We start from the raw sequence: 15,315 nt of genomic DNA, 5'->3' as shown, positions 1-15,315 counted from the left end.
GTCAGTCCTCCCGGGCGGACGGGGTCGCGGTCGGCGTCGGTGCACCGGTGGCCGGCGCCGACGTGGTGGGCGCCGGGGCGCTGGGGGCCGAGGTCCGGGGCGCCGTGGTCGTGGCCGCGGGCGGTGCCACGGCCACCCACACCTCGACCGTGTCGCCCGGGCGCACGGTGGACCCGCCCACCGGGTCGGTGCGCAGCACCGTGCCCGGCTCCGCGCCGTCGTTGACCTCCTCGTAGAGCGTGACGTTGACGCCCACCCCGGTGATCTCGGCGAGGACCTCCTCGGAGGGACGCCCGACCAGGCCGCTGGGCAGCTCCACGGTGTCCGGGCCGGTCGAGAAGACCACCGTGATCGTCTCCCCGCGCGCCACCTGGCCCACGGGATCCAGCGACAGCACCGTGTCGACCGCCCCGTCGGAGGCCTGGCCCTGGCGCTGCACGGCGAAGCCGAGGTTGGAGAGCTCCTGGACGACCTCGTCGACCGGGCGGCCCTCGAAGCGGGCCGCGAGGACCTCCACGGTGTCCGAGGCCTCCGTCGCGGTGGGGGAGCTCGTGCTCGGCAGGGCCGACGTGGCGACGGTGCCCGTGGGGGACGGCTCCCGGCCCACCGGGTCGGCGTCCCGCACCAGAAAGAACCACAGCAGCGCGGCACCGACGGCCAGCACCAGCAGCACCGGCAGCAGCCAGGCCCACACCGAGCGCCTCGGCGGCTCGTCCACCGGGTGCGCGCCGCCGGCCTCGGGGGCCCGCGGCGGCTCGACGAGACCGAGCTCCGCGGTGACGGGATGGGCGGGGGCGTCTGCCGTGGCCGCCCCGGCGCCCAGGGCGGCGCCCGCCGCGGCGCCGGCCGCGCCGGCGCCCTGGCGGGCCAGCAGCCGGGTGGGCTCGTCGCGCACCGGCTCGATGGCCTGCGTGGCGTCGTCGTCGGGCAGGTCCAGGAAGGCGCGCATCCCGGGCACGGCCGCGACCGCGGCCGTGACGTCCCCGCGCCGGATGGCGTCCACGGCGGTGGCGAGGGCGCCTGCCGTGGCGGGGCGCTCCTTCGGGTCCTTCGCCAGCATCGACAGCACGAGGGCGCGCACCGGCTCGGGCAGCTCGTCGGACAGCGGCGGCGGCGGGTCGTTGACCTGGGCGAGGGCGATCGCGATCTGCGACTCCCCGGTGAACGGGCGCCGCCCGGCGAGGCACTCGTAGCCGATGATGCCCAGCGAGTAGATGTCGGAGGAGCCCGTGGCCGTCTGGCCCGTGGCCTGCTCCGGGGCGAGGTACTGGGCGGTGCCCATGACCTGGCCCGTGGCCGTGAGCGGGACCTGGTCCGCGAGCCGGGCGATCCCGAAGTCGGTGACCTTGACGCGGTTGTCCGGGGTGATGATCAGGTTGCCGGGCTTGACGTCGCGGTGCACCAGGCCCTGGGCGTGCGCGGCTGCGAGGGCGCGGGCGGTCTGCCCGATGTAGTTCAGCACGGTGTCCGGGTCCAGGGTCTTGCGCCGCTCGATGATGTTGGACAGCGGCTCGCCGGGAACGAGCTCCATGACCAGGAAGGCGGAGCCCTCCTCCTCGCCGTAGTCGAACACGTTGGCGACGCCCGGGTGGTTGAGCAGGGCGGTGTGCCGGGCCTCGGCGCGGAAGCGCTGCAGGAAGTTGGGGTCCCCGTTGTACTCCTCCTTGAGGATCTTCACGGCGACGATGCGGCCCAGGACCCGGTCCTTGGCCTTCCACACCTCCCCCATGCCGCCGATCGCGATCCGATCGGTCAGCGCGTAGCGCCCGCCCAGGACGGTGCTCGACGATGGTCTCACTTGTTCAACACCGCCTCGAAGAGTTGCTTGGCGCTCGGACTGGTCAGGGAGGCGCCCGTCGCCACGTCGACGTCCTCGAAGACGACGGCGAGGGCCACCTGGGGGTCGTCCGCCGGCGCGAAACCGGTGAACCAGGAGTCGTTGAGCCCCTCCTCGGAGCCGATCTCGGCGGTGCCCGTCTTGCCGGCCACCTCGACCCCGGGGACCGCGGCGCCGCGGGCGATGCCCTCGTCGACCACCTGGACCATGAGGTCCGTGACCGTGGCGGCGACGTCGGCGCTCGTGGAGCGGCGCAGCTGCTCGGGGCTGGGCTCCTCCAGGACGGACAGGTCCGCGGCCCGCACCGTGCGCACGAGCTGCGGCTTCATCTGCACGCCGTCGTTGGCGATCGCCGCGCTCATCATGGCGACCTGCAGGGGCGTGGTGCGCACGTCGTACTGGCCGATCGAGGACAGGGCCAGCTGGGAGTCGTTGAGCTCCTCCGGGAACAGCGACGGGGTCACCTGCAGCGGCACGGACAGGGACTCCCCGTAGCCGAAGTTCTGCGCCGTCTCCCGGATGGCGTCCTCGCCGAGGTCCAGGGCGATCTGGGCGAAGGGCGTGTTGCAGGACTGCTCCAGCGCGAACTCGAGGTCCGCCTGCGTGCGCGCGGTGCACCCGCCGCCCACGTAGTTGGGCAGGGTGACGTCGGTGCCGGGCAGCGGCAGCTCCTGGGGGTTCGGGATCTGCGTCTGCGTGGTGTACTGCCCCGACTCCAGGGCGGCCACGGTGTCGATGATCTTGAACGTCGAGGCGGGGGCGTAGAGGTCCCCGGCGATCGCCCGGTTGATCAGGGGCTGGTCAGCGTCCGCGTTGAGCCGCTCCGCCGCGGCGATCACGGACGCGGAGTTGTGCGAGGCGAGCTCGTTGGGGTCGTAGCCCGGGGTCGAGACCATGGCGAGGATCGCCCCGGTCCTCGGGTCCAGGGCGACGACGGAGCCCTTGTGCCCCTGCAGCAGCTCGTAGGCCCTCTGCTGCAGGACGGGGTCGATGGTCAGCTCCACCGACGCGCCCGTGGGCTGGTCGCCCGAGAACATCGAGACCACGCGGTCGTAGAACTGGTCGGCGGAGGCGCCCGAGAGCTCGTCGCCCATGGCGGCCTCCAGTCCGGTGGCGCCGTAGACCAGCGAGAAGTACCCGGTCAGGTGCCCGTACATCAGGGGGTCCGTGTAGCCGCGCTGGTACTCGAAGTCGTCGTCCGAGGGCTCGGAGAAGGCCTTCTGGTCGCCGTCCACGAGGATCGCGCCCCGGTCCGCCCCGAACTGGTCGTAGAGGCTGCGGTTGTTCCACGGGTGCGCCTCGAGGGTGCGGGCCGCGAAGAACTGCACGTAGGTCAGCGCCAGGAGCAGCACGGTGAAGATCGCCACGCCGGCCGTCCACGTGTGTCGGATCGCCCGGTTCACGGTGCTCCTCCGTTCTCGGTGCTTGCGCCGCCGCGGCGGTCCTGGTCGGTGAGGCGGGACATCGCCTCGGTGGGGGTGCCGCCGTCGTCGGCGGCCCGGCGCGCACCCGGTCCCGCGGCGGTGATCGGCTCCGTGGCGGCGGGCTCGGCCGGGGCCGCGGGGACCGCGGCGGTGCGCGCGGTCGCCGGCCCGACGGCGCGCTGCCGGGCGGTGGCGTCCGCGGTCGTGTCGTGCTCGGCGTCGTCCTCGTCGTCGGCGGTGCCGTCGCGGCGGGCACGGCGGCGCTCGAGGCGCTCGGCGCGCTCCTGCTCGTCCCGGCGGGAGGCCTCCCGCAGCGCCGCCTCGTGGGCGGCGACCTCCGCGAGGTCCTCCTCGGTGGCCGGGCCCGTGACCACCGGGCGCCGGGCGGTGTGGGAGATCGCCAGGACGATCGCCGCGATGATCCAGTTGGACAGCAGCGAGGACCCGCCGGCGGACATGAACGGCGTGGTGAGCCCGGTCAGCGGGATGAGCCGGGTGACGCCGCCCACCACCACGAACAGCTGCAGGACGATGACCGCGGACAGCCCCGCCGCCAGCAGCTTGCCGAACGCGTCCCGGGTGCCGAGCGCCGCCCGGAAGCCGCGGGTGACGAAGAGGAAGAACAGCACGAGGATCGCGCTGACGCCGATGAGCCCCAGCTCCTCGCCGAACGCGGTGATGATCATGTCCGAGTTGGCGTAGGAGACGAGGTCGGGCCGGCCCTGGCCCAGGCCCTGGCCGAACAGCCCGCCCGAGGAGAGCCCGAACAGGCCCTGCACGATCTGCGCGGACCCCCCGGGCGCCCGGTTGTAGACCTCCGGGTCGAAGGCGTTGAGCCACGAGTCGAGGCGGGCGGCCACGTGCCCGAAGACCTGGCTGGCGAGGAAGCCGCCCAGGGCCACGAGCAGCACACCGATGATGATCCAGCTCAGCCGGCTGGTGGCGAGGTAGATCATGGCCACGAACAGGCCGAAGAACAGGATGGCGGAGCCGAGGTCGCGCTGGAACACCAGCACGCCGATCGCGATGAGCCACGCCGTGAACATGGGCGCCATGTCGCGGAACCGCGGGAACCGCACCGGGCCCAGCTTGCGCCCGGCCAGGAGGATGAGGTCCCGGTTGGTCGAGAGGTAGCCGGCGAAGAAGACGGCCAGGGTGATCTTGGCGACCTCGCCGGGCTGGAAGGTGCGCCCGCCCACGGAGATCCAGATCCGCGCGCCGTTGAGCTCGAGGCCCAGTCCCGGCAGCAGCGGCAGCAGGAGCAGCAGGCCGCTGAGCACCAGTGAGATGTAGGTGATGCGGCGCAGCACCCGGTGGTCCTTGAGGAACCACAGGACGAGCCCGGCGGCGGTCATGGCCAGGGCCGTCCACAGCACCTGCGAGTCCGCGGCCGTCTGGTCCGTGGTGAGGTCGATCCGGTGGATCATGGCGATCCCCAGGCCGTTGAGGGCGACGGCGATGGGCAGGAGGTAGGGGTCGGCGTAGCGCGCGCGCAGCCACAGCACCACGTGCAGCAGCAGTGCCCCGATGCCCAGCACGAGCCCGGTGACCAGGATGTGCGGGTCCCCGGAGCCGAGCTGGTCCGGGTCCACGAGGATGTTGGCGGCCACGCCGACGCCCACGGCGACGACCAGCAGGGCCAGCTCCGTGATCCGCCGCGGCTTCTGGACGGGCGCGGGGGCGGGGGGCGCGGTGACGGCGCTCATCGGGCACCTCCGGGGCTCTCGGACGGGGAGGAGCTCGGGGCGGTGGGCACCGGCGAGCCGGTGGCCCGCCGGACCGTGCCGGTCGGGCGGGGCGTGGGGGCCGGCGCGGCGCTCTCGCCCCGCGCGGAGTCCCGCAGCTCGCGCACGATCCGCTCGGCCTCCTCCAGGCTGCCGGCCGGGATCGCGTTGCGCACCCGCGCCTGGGCGTAGCTGGGCAGGTCCTCGACGCGCAGGTCCGTGCTCTGCTCCAGGTCGCTCAGGCCCACGGGCCCGAGGCTCTGGGAGACGCCGTTGTAGATGGCCACGTTGCCTTCGTCCTCGCCGACGTAGTACTGGGAGCTGATCCAGCCGTTGGCGAGCCATCCGCCCGCGACCAGCAGCAGCCCGACCGTGGCGAGGGTGAGCACGGCCAGTGCGCGCCGGCGCCGGCGCCGGCGCGGCGACGGGGCCGCGGCCGCCTCCGCGCGGTGCAGGGCGGACTCGACCTCTCGCGGGTCGGCCAGGGTGTCGGGGGTCGAGGTGCGCACGAGCGTGGCCCGGCGCTGCAGGACGCTGTCGCTGACCGTGGGGATGCGCCCGGTCTGGGTGGCGTTGGCGGCGGCGCCCACGAGCAGGTGCGGGCGCGCCGCGAGGTCCCGGCGCAGCAGGGCGGCCGAGGACTCGGAGCGGGGTTGCGGGGCGGGCGAGGAGGGGCCCGCCGGGTCCGTCGCGGCGGTGAGCTCGTCGGAGGTCCGGGCGTGCTCGGGGTCGGGCACCGCCCCGTGGGCTTCCCCCTCCTGGGGGGCGGGCGGGGCGCCGTCGTCGGTCTCGAAGACCTGGACCACCACCACGGTGACGTTGTCGGGGGCCCCGCGGTCGAGGGTGAGCTCCACGAGGGTGTCGACGATCTGGTTGAGGTCCCCGGTGGAGCGCAGCACCGACTCGATGGTCTCCGGGCGCACGACGGCGTTGAGCCCGTCCGAGCACAGCAGCCAGCGCTCGCCGACCTCGGGGCGCAGCACCTCGACCTCGATCTCGGGGGAGGCGTCGACGTCGCCGAGCACGCGCATCAGGACGTTCTTGTGCGGGTGGGACTCGGCCTCCTCGGGGCGCAGCCGGCCCTCGTCGATGAGCCGCTGCACGAACGTGTGGTCCCGGGTGACCTGGCGGAAGCCCTCCCCGCTCAGCCGGTACGCGCGGGAGTCGCCGATGTGCGCGACGACGAGGTCCTGCCCGTCGGCGAGCAGGGCCGTGACGGTGGTGCCCATCCCGCCCAGCCGGGGGTTGCCGACCACGAGCCGGGCCAGGTTCTGGTTGGCGTTCTGGATCTCGTCCGCGAGGACGGTGGCGCCCTCCCCGTGGTGGTCGGGCCGGTCGAGGGAGGTCAGGTCGATGACCGCCGACGCGGAGGCGACGTCGCCGCCCACGTGCCCGCCCATGCCGTCGGCGACCACGGCCAGGTAGCGGCCGGCGTAGGCGGAGTCGTCGTTCTTCGAACGGACCCGGCCCACGTCGGAGCGCGCGGCGTAGCGGAAGGCGATCCCCATGCGTCAGGGCCTCAGTTCCAGGACGGTCTTGCCCACCCGGAACGGGGTCCCGGCGTCGAGGGGCACGGCCCGGGTGAGGCGCTGGTCGGCCACGTAGGTGCCGTTGGTGGAGCCGAGGTCCTCGAGGAACCAGCGGGAGCCCTGCGGGAACAGCCGCGCGTGGCGGCCCGAGGCGTAGTCGTCCCCGAGGGGCACGGTGGCCTCGGGGGAGCGGCCCAGGAGCACGGGGGCGCTGCCGAGAGCGAAGCTGCGGCCGCGCAGCGGCCCGTCGAGCACGACCAGGGTCTGGGGGCGGGAGCGCTGGCCCGTGGGGGTGCCCCCGGCCGGGGGCACCGCCGCCGTCGCCGCCGAGGGCGCGGGCGGCGTGCGCTCGGCGCCGCGCCGGCGGGAGCGGGTGAGGGCGGCCGGCAGCTTCCCGCCGACCGCCAGGTCACGGCCCTGGCTGGCGACGATGCTGAAGATGAAGATCCACAGCAGGGCCAGGAAGCCGAAGCGGAGCAGCGTGACGGTCAGTTCGGACATTCAGCGGTGCCCCTTCGGGGTCAGGAGGCGGAACGTGATCCGGGTGCGCCCCATGGTGATCACGGACCCGTTGACCAGCTCGGTGCGGCCGATCACCCGCTCCCCGTCCACGTACGAGCCGTTGGTCGAGCCCAGGTCCACGGCCAGGAAGTGCTCGCCCTGGCGCCGGATCTCGAGGTGCTTGCGGGACACCCCGGTGTCCTCCACCGTGATGTCCGCCTCGGCGGAGCGGCCCAGCACGATCGAGTCCGCGTTGATGGAGAACCGCTCCCCGCCCACGTCGAGCACCGGGATCCAGTGCTGGGCGGGCGGGGGCGGCTCGGCCTCCTCGCGGCGGTGGCTGCGGGCGATGCGGTGCCCGCTCGGGGTGGACGGCGTGTTGGGGGACTCCGCGGTGCGCTGGGCGGAGGAGTGGATGCGGAACTCGCCCGCCTCCACCTCGGGGTTGCGGGTGAAGGAGACCTTCACGGCCCCCTGGAGGGTGTAGGCCTGGCTGCGGGCGTGCTTGATCACGACGTCGCACAGCTCCTCGGCGAGGGGCGTGCCCCAGTCCTGGGCGCGGGGGAAGTCCTCGTCGGAGAACTCCACCACGAACACGTTGGGGGCCATGGTGCGGCCCGCGGAGATGGTGAACGCCTCCTGGTCCAGCTCGCGCCGCAGGGCGCTGGCGATCTCGACCGCCTCCACCCGCTTGCGGGAGCCGGTGGCGAAGGCGGCGCGGACGGCCTTCTCGATGTTGTTCTCGAGGCTCTCGAGGAATCCCATGGCGCCTCCTTCCTGGCGTCGATCACGGTGCGCATGCCCCCGGTCTCGGGTCAGGCGTTCTCCAGGATAGTAGACGTGGCGCCTGTGAGCCCGATGGGCGGTCCGGGACGGGCGGGTCAGCTCCCCTTGCCAGGGGTTCCCGGGGGCGCGAGAATCCTGTGGTGCAGCATCCTGAGGAACGGCTCGTCCGCCCGGGGGCTCCGGCCCTGTCCTGCGCGGCGGCAGCCGCGACCGGCAGGCCCGAGGGCGCCACCGTGATCGGCGCGGACCGCTGAGCGGGACGGCGGTCGGCGGCGCCGGGGACCGCCGGCTGCGCCTGACGTTCCTGGGCCTGCTGATGGCCGTGCTGCTCGCGGCCCTCGACCAGACGATCGTGGCCACGGCCCTGCCCTCCATCGTGGGGGACCTCAACGGGCTGGAGCGGATCTCCTGGGCGATCACCGCCTACGTGCTCGCCGCCACCGTGGGGCTGCCGGTCTACGGCAAGCTCGGCGACCTCTACGGCCGCAAGCGGATCTTCCTCGTGGCCGTGGTGGTCTTCCTGGCCGGGTCGATGCTGGCCGGGGCCGCCCAGGACATGACCCAGCTCATCGTCTTCCGCGCCCTGCAGGGCCTCGGCGGCGGCGGTCTGCTGATCGGGGCGCAGGCGATCATCGCCGACCTCGTCCCCGCCCGGGAGCGCGGGAAGTACATGGGGATCATCGGGGCGGCCTTCGGCCTGGCCTCGGTGAGCGGGCCGCTGCTGGGCGGGTTCCTCACCGACCTCGTGAGCTGGCGCTGGGTGTTCTACATCAACCTGCCCCTGGGCCTGGTCACGCTCGTGTTCATCCCCCGCTACCTGCACCTGCCCCACGCCCCGCGCGGGCCCGTGCGCCTGGACGTCCTCGGGACCGTGCTGCTCGCGCTGGGCAGCACGGCGTTCGTGCTCCTCACCACGTGGGGCGGCACCGCGTACGGGTGGGCGAGCCCGCAGATCCTGGGCCTGGCCGCGGCGGCCGCGGTGCTGGCCGTGCTGTTCGTGCTCGTGGAGCGCCGGGCCGCGGAGCCGATCATCCCGCTGCACCTGTTCCGGGTGCGCAACTTCCTGGTCCCCACCGCGGCGGCCGTGGGGATGGGCGTGATCATGTTCGCCACCATCTCCTACCTGCCGACGTACCTGCAGATGGTGGACCGGGCCTCGGCCACCGGCTCCGGGCTCATGATGATCCCCGTGACCGTCGGCATGCTTGTGGGCACGATCGGGACCGGCCGGCGGATCGCGCGCACCGGGCGGTACCGGGCGTGGCCGGTGCTGGGCTCGGTGGTGATGGCCGGGGGCCTGGTGCTGCTGTCGCGGATCGACGAGACCACCCCCTACGCCCTCACGGCCACGGGCATGGTGGTCATCGGTCTTGGGATCGGCTGCCTGATGCAGAACCTCGTGCTGATCGTCCAGAACGCGGTGCCCTCCGCGGACGTGGGCGCGGCGACGTCGTCGTCGAACTACTTCCGCCAGATCGGGGCGTCCTTCGGGATCTCGGTGTTCGGCTCCTTGTTCGTCGCCCGGCTCGACGACGCCCTCGGCGCCGCCCTGCCGGCGGGCCCGGCGGCGCCCGCCCTCGACGTCGATGCCCTGAGCCCCCAGGTGCTCGCGTCCCTGCCCGCTCTGGTGCAGGACGCTGTAGGGCATGCCTTCGCGCAGGCCCTGCCCCCCGTCTTCCTGTGGGGGCTGCCCGTCGCGGCGGCGTGCCTGGTGCTGTCCCTGTTCATCGAGGAGATCCCGCTGGGCACGACCGTGGGCCCGTCCCCCGAGGACGCCCCCGGCCGGCCGGCGGAGCGCGCGGAGGGCTGACCCCGTCCACGGGCGTGGCTACTGTGGTGCCCGGGACCGCCACCGGAGGCCGTCCGCGCCCGTCCACGCCGAGGAGCAGCCCATGACCGATCCCCGCCCGTTCTCGACCGCCGACCTCTACGACGAGCGCGGGGAGCAGCTGATGTCCTGCCCCCGCCAGTTCCTCGACCTGGGCGGGGTGCGCGCGTTCACCGGCCCGGTGCGCACGATCCGCTGCTTCCAGGACAACGCCCTCGTCAAGGCCCTGCTGAACTCGCCCGGCGAGGGCGCGGTGCTGGTCGTCGACGGCCACGGCTCGATGGGCACGGCCCTGATGGGCGACATGATCGCGGAGGCCGCCGTGCGCAACGGCTGGGCGGGCGTGATCATCAACGGCCCGGTCCGGGACCGGGTCGCGCTCGCGCAGCTGCCGCTGGGGATCAAGGCGCTGGGGTCCAACCCGCGCAAGTCCGCGAAGGACGGCGTCGGGGAGCAGGACGTGCCGGTCGTCATCGAGGGGACCACGTTCGTCCCCGGCCGCACGGTCTGGGCCGACGAGGACGGGATCCTCGTCGAGAGCTGACGCGGCGCTCCCTGCGGCCCGGGGTCAGGGCCGGAGCGAGAGGCCCAGCGTCAGCAGCACCGACATGCCGGCGATCGCGGCTCCCGTGATGAACAGCACGATCCCGGCGGCCACCACGGCCATCGTGGAGGCGACCGTCCCGGCGGTGAGCCGGTCGGCCTCCATCAGGACCTCGCGCCGGGCCGTGGCCAGCACGACGGCCACGGCGAGGACCATCAGGACCAGGCCCAGGGCGACCATCATGGCCGTGCCCCCGGGAAGCGGGGGCCACCAGGGTGTGCACGCATCGTCTCCTCCTGCACCGTGGGCGGGATCCGGGGACACCAGTATCGGGCAGTCCGGCTCCAGGATCCGTCCGGACACGGGTTGTGACGCCGTCGTGCGGGGGCGCCCGGGGATGTTCGCGCCGGCGAGGTCGACGGCCCGGTGGCCGAGGGCGCGGACGGACACCGGCCCGCCCGGCAGGAGGAGGCGGCGGCAGGAGCGCGACGGCGCGGACGCGCTGCGGCGGTGCTCCCGGCCCCGGGCGAGCCGGGGATAGCCTGGGACCCCTGCCGGAGAGGACCGCACCGTGCCCTACACCCCGCCCAGCTCCTTCAGCACGCGCCCGGACCTGCAGGGCACGTTCGGGATGGCCGCCTCGACGCACTGGCTCGCCACGGCGGCCGCGCAGGCCGTCCTGGAGCGCGGCGGGAACGCCTTCGACGCCGCGGTGGCCGGAGGCTTCGTGCTGCACGTCGTGGAGCCCCACCTCAACGGGCCCGGCGGGGACCTCGTGGGCCTGTTCGCCACGGCCGCGGACCCGGGCCGGCCCGTCGTGCTCATGGGACAGGGGCCCGCCCCGGCCGGGGCGAGCGTGGAGCACTACCGCGCGGAGGGCCTCGAGCTCGTGCCCGGCGCTGGGGCGCTCGCGGCCGCCGTCCCGGGCGCGGTGGACGCCTGGTTCGTGCTCCTGCGCGACCACGGCACGTGGGAGCTCGCCGACGTGCTGGGGTTCGCGGCCGGCTACGCCCGCGACGGCCACCCCGTGCTCGGCCGGGTGGGGGCCACGATCACGGCGGTCGCGCGGCTGTTCACCGAGCACTGGCCGTCCTCGGCCCGGCAGTGGATGCCGCAGGGCCGCCCCCCGGCCGCGGGCGAGGTGATCCGCAACCCGGCGTACGCCCGGGTGCTCGAGCGCCTCGTCGAGGCCGGCGCGGACCGGCCGGACCGCGCCTCCCGCATCGACGCCGCCCGCCGCGCCTGGCGGGAGGGCTTCGTGGCCCGGGCCGCCGTCGACTTCCTCGCCGTCACGCACCGGCACTCCTCGGGCACCGACCATGCCGGGGTCATGACCGTGGAGGACCTCGCGGCCTTCGAGTCCGGGTACGAGCCCGCGACGACCCTCGGGTTCCGCGGCCGCACGATCGCCAAAAGCGGGCCGTGGGGCCAGGGCCCCGCGCTGCTCCAGGCGCTGGCACTGCTCGACGGGCTCGACGACGAGCGGCTGGACCCCTCCACCGCTCTCGGCGCGCACACCCTGCTGGAGGCGCAGAAGCTCGCGCTCGCCGACCGCGAGGCCTGGTACGGCGACGGCGACGTGCCGCTCGCCCACCTGCTCTCGCCGGAGTACGCGGCGCAGCGGCGGGCGCTGATCACGGACACCGCCGCGCACGGGTTCCGTCCGGGCCGGGTCCCGGGGTGCGAGCCGTTCGTGCCGCCGCTGCGCACGGAATACCACCCGGGAGACTCCTCCGCGCTGTCCGCGGTGGGGGAGCCCACGGTCCGGCCCACGGGGGGAGACCCGCGGGGACACCTGCCACCTCGACGTGGTCGACCGGTGGGGCAACATGGTCGCCGTGACCCCCTCCGGCGGATGGCTGCAGTCCTCGCCCACGATCCCGGAGCTGGGGTTCTGCCTCGGCTCCCGGCTGCAGATGACGTGGCTCGAGGAGGGCCCCTCGCAGCTGCGGCCCGGCCGGCGCCCGCGCACGACGCTGACCCCCACGCTCGTGCTCCGGGACGGGCACGCGGTGGCGGCGCTCGGCTCGCCCGGCGGGGACCAGCAGGACCAGTGGCAGCTGCCGTGGCTGCTGCGCACGATCGTCGGCGGCTACACGCCCCAGCAGGCCGTCGACGCGCCGACCCTGCACACCACCTCCGTGCCCGGCTCCTTCTGGCCGCGCACGTGGGAGCCCGGCGGCGCGGTGGTCGAGGACCGGCTCGGCCCGGCCGTGCTCGCCGGCCTGGAGCGGCGCGGGCACCGGGTCGTGCGGGCGGGGGACTGGTCGCTCGGGCGGCTCTCGGTGGTGACCCGCGACCCGGCCACCGGGGTGGTCGGGGCCGCGGCGAACCCGCGCGGCGCCCAGGGCTACGCCGCCGGGCGCTGAGCCCTGGACGTCAGCCGAGGGCGGCGACGAGCTCGGTGGCTTGCCGGATCGCCCGCTTGGCGTCGAGCTCGGCGGCCACGTCCGCCCCGCCGACGAGGTGCACCGGCACGGCCTCGGCGTCGTGGCCGGCCGCCAGCAGGGCGTCGTGCAGCCGCCGCGCCGGCTCCTGGCCGGTGCACAGCACCACGGTGTCCACGGCCAGCACCTGCTCCACCGGCCCGCCGGGGCCGGGCACCACCAGGTGCAGCCCCGCGTCGTCGATCCTCCGGTAGCCCACCCCGCCCAGCATCCGCACGCCCGCGGCCTTCAACGACGCCCGGTGGATCCAGCCGGTGGTCCGGCCCAGGCGCTCGCCCGGCCTGCCCGGGGAGCGCTGCAACAGCGTCACCTCCCGCGCGGGGCGCGGCGGCCGCGGCGGGACGAGGCCGCCGCGGGTGGAGAGCGTGGTGTCCACGCCCCAGCTGCGGTAGAAGTCGTGCCCGGAGGAGGCGGGGTCGTGGACGAGGAACTGCGCGACGTCGAAGCCGATGCCGCCGGCTCCGAGGACCGCGACGCGCCGCCCGACGGGGGCGCCCTCCAGGACGTCGCGGTAGCCGGCGACCGACGGGTGGTCCACGCCCTCGATCGCCGGCACGCGCGGCTCCACGCCGGTGGCCAGCACGATCCGCTCGAAGCCGGCGAGGTGCCCGGGCCCCGCGGCCGTCCCCGTCCGCACGTCCACGCCCAGCTCGGCGAGGCGCACGGCGTAGTAGCGCAGGGTCTCGGCGTACTCCTCCTTGCCGGGGACGCGCAGCGCGAGCAGGAACTGGCCACCGATCCGGTCGCCGGCCTCGAAGAGGGTGACGGCGTGCCCGGCCTCCGCGGCGTTGACCGCGAACGCCAGGCCCGCGGGGCCCGCCCCCACGACGGCGATCCGCTCGGCCCGGCGGGTGGGTCCGAGCCGCAGCAGCGTCTCGTGGCCTGCGCGGGGGTTGACCAGGCAGGAGGCCGTGCGGCCCGCGAAGGTGTGGTCGAGGCACGCCTGGTTGCAGGCGATGCACGTGTTGATGGCGTCGGCCCGGCCCGCGACCGCCTTCGCGACGAAGTCGGGGTCGGCCAGGAGGGGCCGGGCGAGGGAGACCATGTCGGCGTCGCCGTCGGCCAGGATGCGCTCCGCGGTCGCGGGGGTGTTGATCCGGTTGACGGCGACCAGCGGGATGCCGACCTCGCCCTTGAGCCGGCGGGTCACCCACGCGAAGCCGCCGCGCGGCACGACCGTGGCGATGGTGGGGACGCGGGCCTCGTGCCAGCCGATCCCGGTGTTGAGCAGCGTGGCTCCGGCGGCCTCGACCGCCCGGGCGAGCTCGACCACCTCCTCGAGCGTGGACCCGCCCGGGACGAGGTCGAGCATGGACAGACGGTAGATCAGGACGAAGTCGGGGCCCGTGCGCTCCCGGACCCGCCGGACGATCTCGACGGGCAGGCGCATCCGGTGGTGCCAGGACCCGCCCCACTCGTCGGTGCGGTGGTTGGTCCCGGCGGCGACGAACTCGTTGATGAGGTAGCCCTCGGAGCCCATGACCTCCACCCCGTCGTAGCCGGCCTCCCGGGCCAGGACGGCCGTGCGGGCGAAGTCCTCGATGGTCCGCTCGATCTCCTCGTCGGTGAGCTCATGCGGGACGACCGGGCTGATGGGGGCACGCAGCGCGCTCGGCGCGACGGCGGCCGTGCTCTGGGCGTAGCGGCCGGAGTGCAGGATCTGCAGGGCGATCCTGCCGCCCTCCGCGTGCACGGCGCCGGTGACCGTGCGGTGCCCGGCCACCTCCTCGGGGGTGGCCAGGAGGGCGGCCCCGGGACGGGTGGCGCCCTCGGGGCTGGGGCCGATCCCGCCCGTGACGATGAGCCCGACGCCGCCGCGCACCCGCTCGGCGTAGAACGCGGCCAGGCGCTCGAAGCCGCCGGGCTGCTCCTCCAGGCCGGTGTGCATGGATCCCATGAGCACGCGGTTGGGCAGGGTGGTGAAGCCCAGGTCCAGCGGGGCCGTCAGGTGGGGGTAGGGCGCGGTCATCCGATACTCCTCGTCTCAGGTACCGGGGTCACCGTAGGCGAGCCGTGACGTGGGCCACAAGCGGGGCGTGCGTCCGGGCGGTGGAGGACGCGGCTCAGAGCTCGCGCAGCCGGCCCTTCCAGAAGGCGCGCCACGGCTCGACGTCCTCCGCCGCGGCCAGTCCGGAGTGCGCGACGGCCACCCCGGAGCGGGTCGGGCCCCTGGTCCCGACGTTCACGGAGACCCGGGTGCCGTCGGCCAGGCGCACGCGCCAGTAGCGCCACTTCTCGGTGGCGCTCGTGCTGGGCTCGTCCGCGAAGGCCGCCCCGGCGGCGTCCGAGCGCCCGGCCATGACGGCGCTCCAGCGGGCGAGGGTCTCGTCGAGGCTGCCGTCCACGGTGCGGCCGGCGCTGACGTTGAAGCGCCCGTCCCTGGTCTGGCCGGGGCGCCGGGCGCCGACGTGCTGCTCGTAGGCGACGGTGACGGCCTGGGCCCACCACTCGTGGTTGGCGACGACGCCCGCGAGCTGCCCGGCCACGTGCCGGGCGATCTCGGCGTGCCCCATCCGCCGGGCGCCCAGCTCCTCGAGCCGCGCCGTCCATGTCTCCCAGGGGATGCCGGTGGCCGCGGCGATCCCGCCGGTGCTGGTGCCTCGGGTGCTCATGGGGCACAGCGTAGCGGGGGCCCCCCCCCCCGGGGCCGGGGGGGGGGGGGGGGCGCACCACAGGTGGAGGCCCTGCGCGATGA

At 74.8% G+C, this 15,315-nt stretch carries 11 protein-coding genes and 1 pseudogene; 3 read left to right on the top strand and 9 right to left on the bottom strand.

The features are described from left to right. Position 1 precedes the first annotated feature (1 nt). Genes M3185_RS15960 through M3185_RS15935 form a run of 6 tightly spaced genes read right to left on the bottom strand, consistent with a single transcriptional unit; the run spans position 2 to position 7,780 of the window. A complete protein-coding gene (locus M3185_RS15960) occupies positions 2–1,798 on the bottom strand; it encodes a protein kinase domain-containing protein (protein ID WP_251334660.1) in 1,797 nt (598 codons plus the stop codon). Further along, positions 1,795–3,240, bottom strand: a complete 1,446-nt coding sequence (locus M3185_RS15955) for a peptidoglycan D,D-transpeptidase FtsI family protein (RefSeq protein ID WP_251334659.1) — start codon at positions 3,238–3,240, stop codon at positions 1,795–1,797. The genes M3185_RS15960 and M3185_RS15955 overlap by 4 nt, the downstream gene beginning before the upstream one ends. Then, entirely contained in the window at positions 3,237–4,967 is a 1,731-nt protein-coding gene (locus tag M3185_RS15950; RefSeq protein WP_251334658.1) for an FtsW/RodA/SpoVE family cell cycle protein, read from the bottom strand. The genes M3185_RS15955 and M3185_RS15950 overlap by 4 nt, the downstream gene beginning before the upstream one ends. After that, positions 4,964–6,493, bottom strand: a complete 1,530-nt coding sequence (locus M3185_RS15945) for a PP2C family protein-serine/threonine phosphatase (protein WP_251334657.1) — start codon at positions 6,491–6,493, stop codon at positions 4,964–4,966. Before M3185_RS15945 ends, M3185_RS15950 begins: the two co-directional genes overlap by 4 nt. A 3-nt stretch (positions 6,494–6,496) precedes the next feature. Continuing rightward, positions 6,497–7,015 carry an FHA domain-containing protein FhaB/FipA gene (locus M3185_RS15940; protein WP_251334656.1) on the bottom strand — a complete coding sequence of 173 codons (519 nt, stop codon included), beginning with the start codon at positions 7,013–7,015 and terminating at the stop codon, positions 6,497–6,499. Further along, on the bottom strand, positions 7,016–7,780 hold the full coding sequence (locus tag M3185_RS15935) for an FhaA domain-containing protein (RefSeq protein ID WP_251334655.1): 765 nt from the start codon (positions 7,778–7,780) through the stop codon (positions 7,016–7,018). 271 nt (positions 7,781–8,051) lie between these two features. Between M3185_RS15935 and M3185_RS15930 the strand changes: the two genes are divergently transcribed. After that, positions 8,052–9,611: an MDR family MFS transporter gene (locus tag M3185_RS15930; protein ID WP_285860005.1), complete on the top strand. Its 1,560-nt coding sequence runs from the start codon at positions 8,052–8,054 to the stop codon at positions 9,609–9,611. A gap of 82 nt (positions 9,612–9,693) precedes the next feature. Then, positions 9,694–10,173: a ribonuclease E activity regulator RraA gene (gene rraA, locus M3185_RS15925; RefSeq protein ID WP_251334653.1), complete on the top strand. Its 480-nt coding sequence runs from the start codon at positions 9,694–9,696 to the stop codon at positions 10,171–10,173. 24 nt (positions 10,174–10,197) lie between these two features. Here the strand turns inward: rraA and M3185_RS15920 are convergent, their stop codons facing one another. Next, entirely contained in the window at positions 10,198–10,416 is a 219-nt protein-coding gene (locus tag M3185_RS15920) for a hypothetical protein (RefSeq protein ID WP_251334652.1), read from the bottom strand. 388 nt (positions 10,417–10,804) lie between these two features. Here M3185_RS15920 and M3185_RS15915 point away from each other — a divergent pair. After that, positions 10,805–12,542 (top strand): annotated as a pseudogene (locus tag M3185_RS15915) (gamma-glutamyltransferase family protein). Positions 12,543–12,552: 10 nt separating this feature from the next. Here M3185_RS15915 and M3185_RS15910 read toward each other — a convergent pair. Together M3185_RS15910 and M3185_RS15905 are read right to left on the bottom strand one after the other, a co-directional pair. After that, positions 12,553–14,589: an oxidoreductase gene (locus tag M3185_RS15910; RefSeq protein WP_251334651.1), complete on the bottom strand. Its 2,037-nt coding sequence runs from the start codon at positions 14,587–14,589 to the stop codon at positions 12,553–12,555. 94 nt (positions 14,590–14,683) lie between these two features. Next, positions 14,684–15,232 carry a hypothetical protein gene (locus M3185_RS15905; RefSeq protein WP_251334650.1) on the bottom strand — a complete coding sequence of 183 codons (549 nt, stop codon included), beginning with the start codon at positions 15,230–15,232 and terminating at the stop codon, positions 14,684–14,686. Positions 15,233–15,315: the final 83 nt, after the last annotated feature.

This window comes from Kocuria rosea (assembly GCF_023715525.1).
Taxonomy (GTDB): domain Bacteria; phylum Actinomycetota; class Actinomycetes; order Actinomycetales; family Micrococcaceae; genus Kocuria; species Kocuria rosea_A.
Note: the sequence above shows the minus strand (reverse complement) of the source record. Positions and strands in the feature narration are given on the sequence as shown.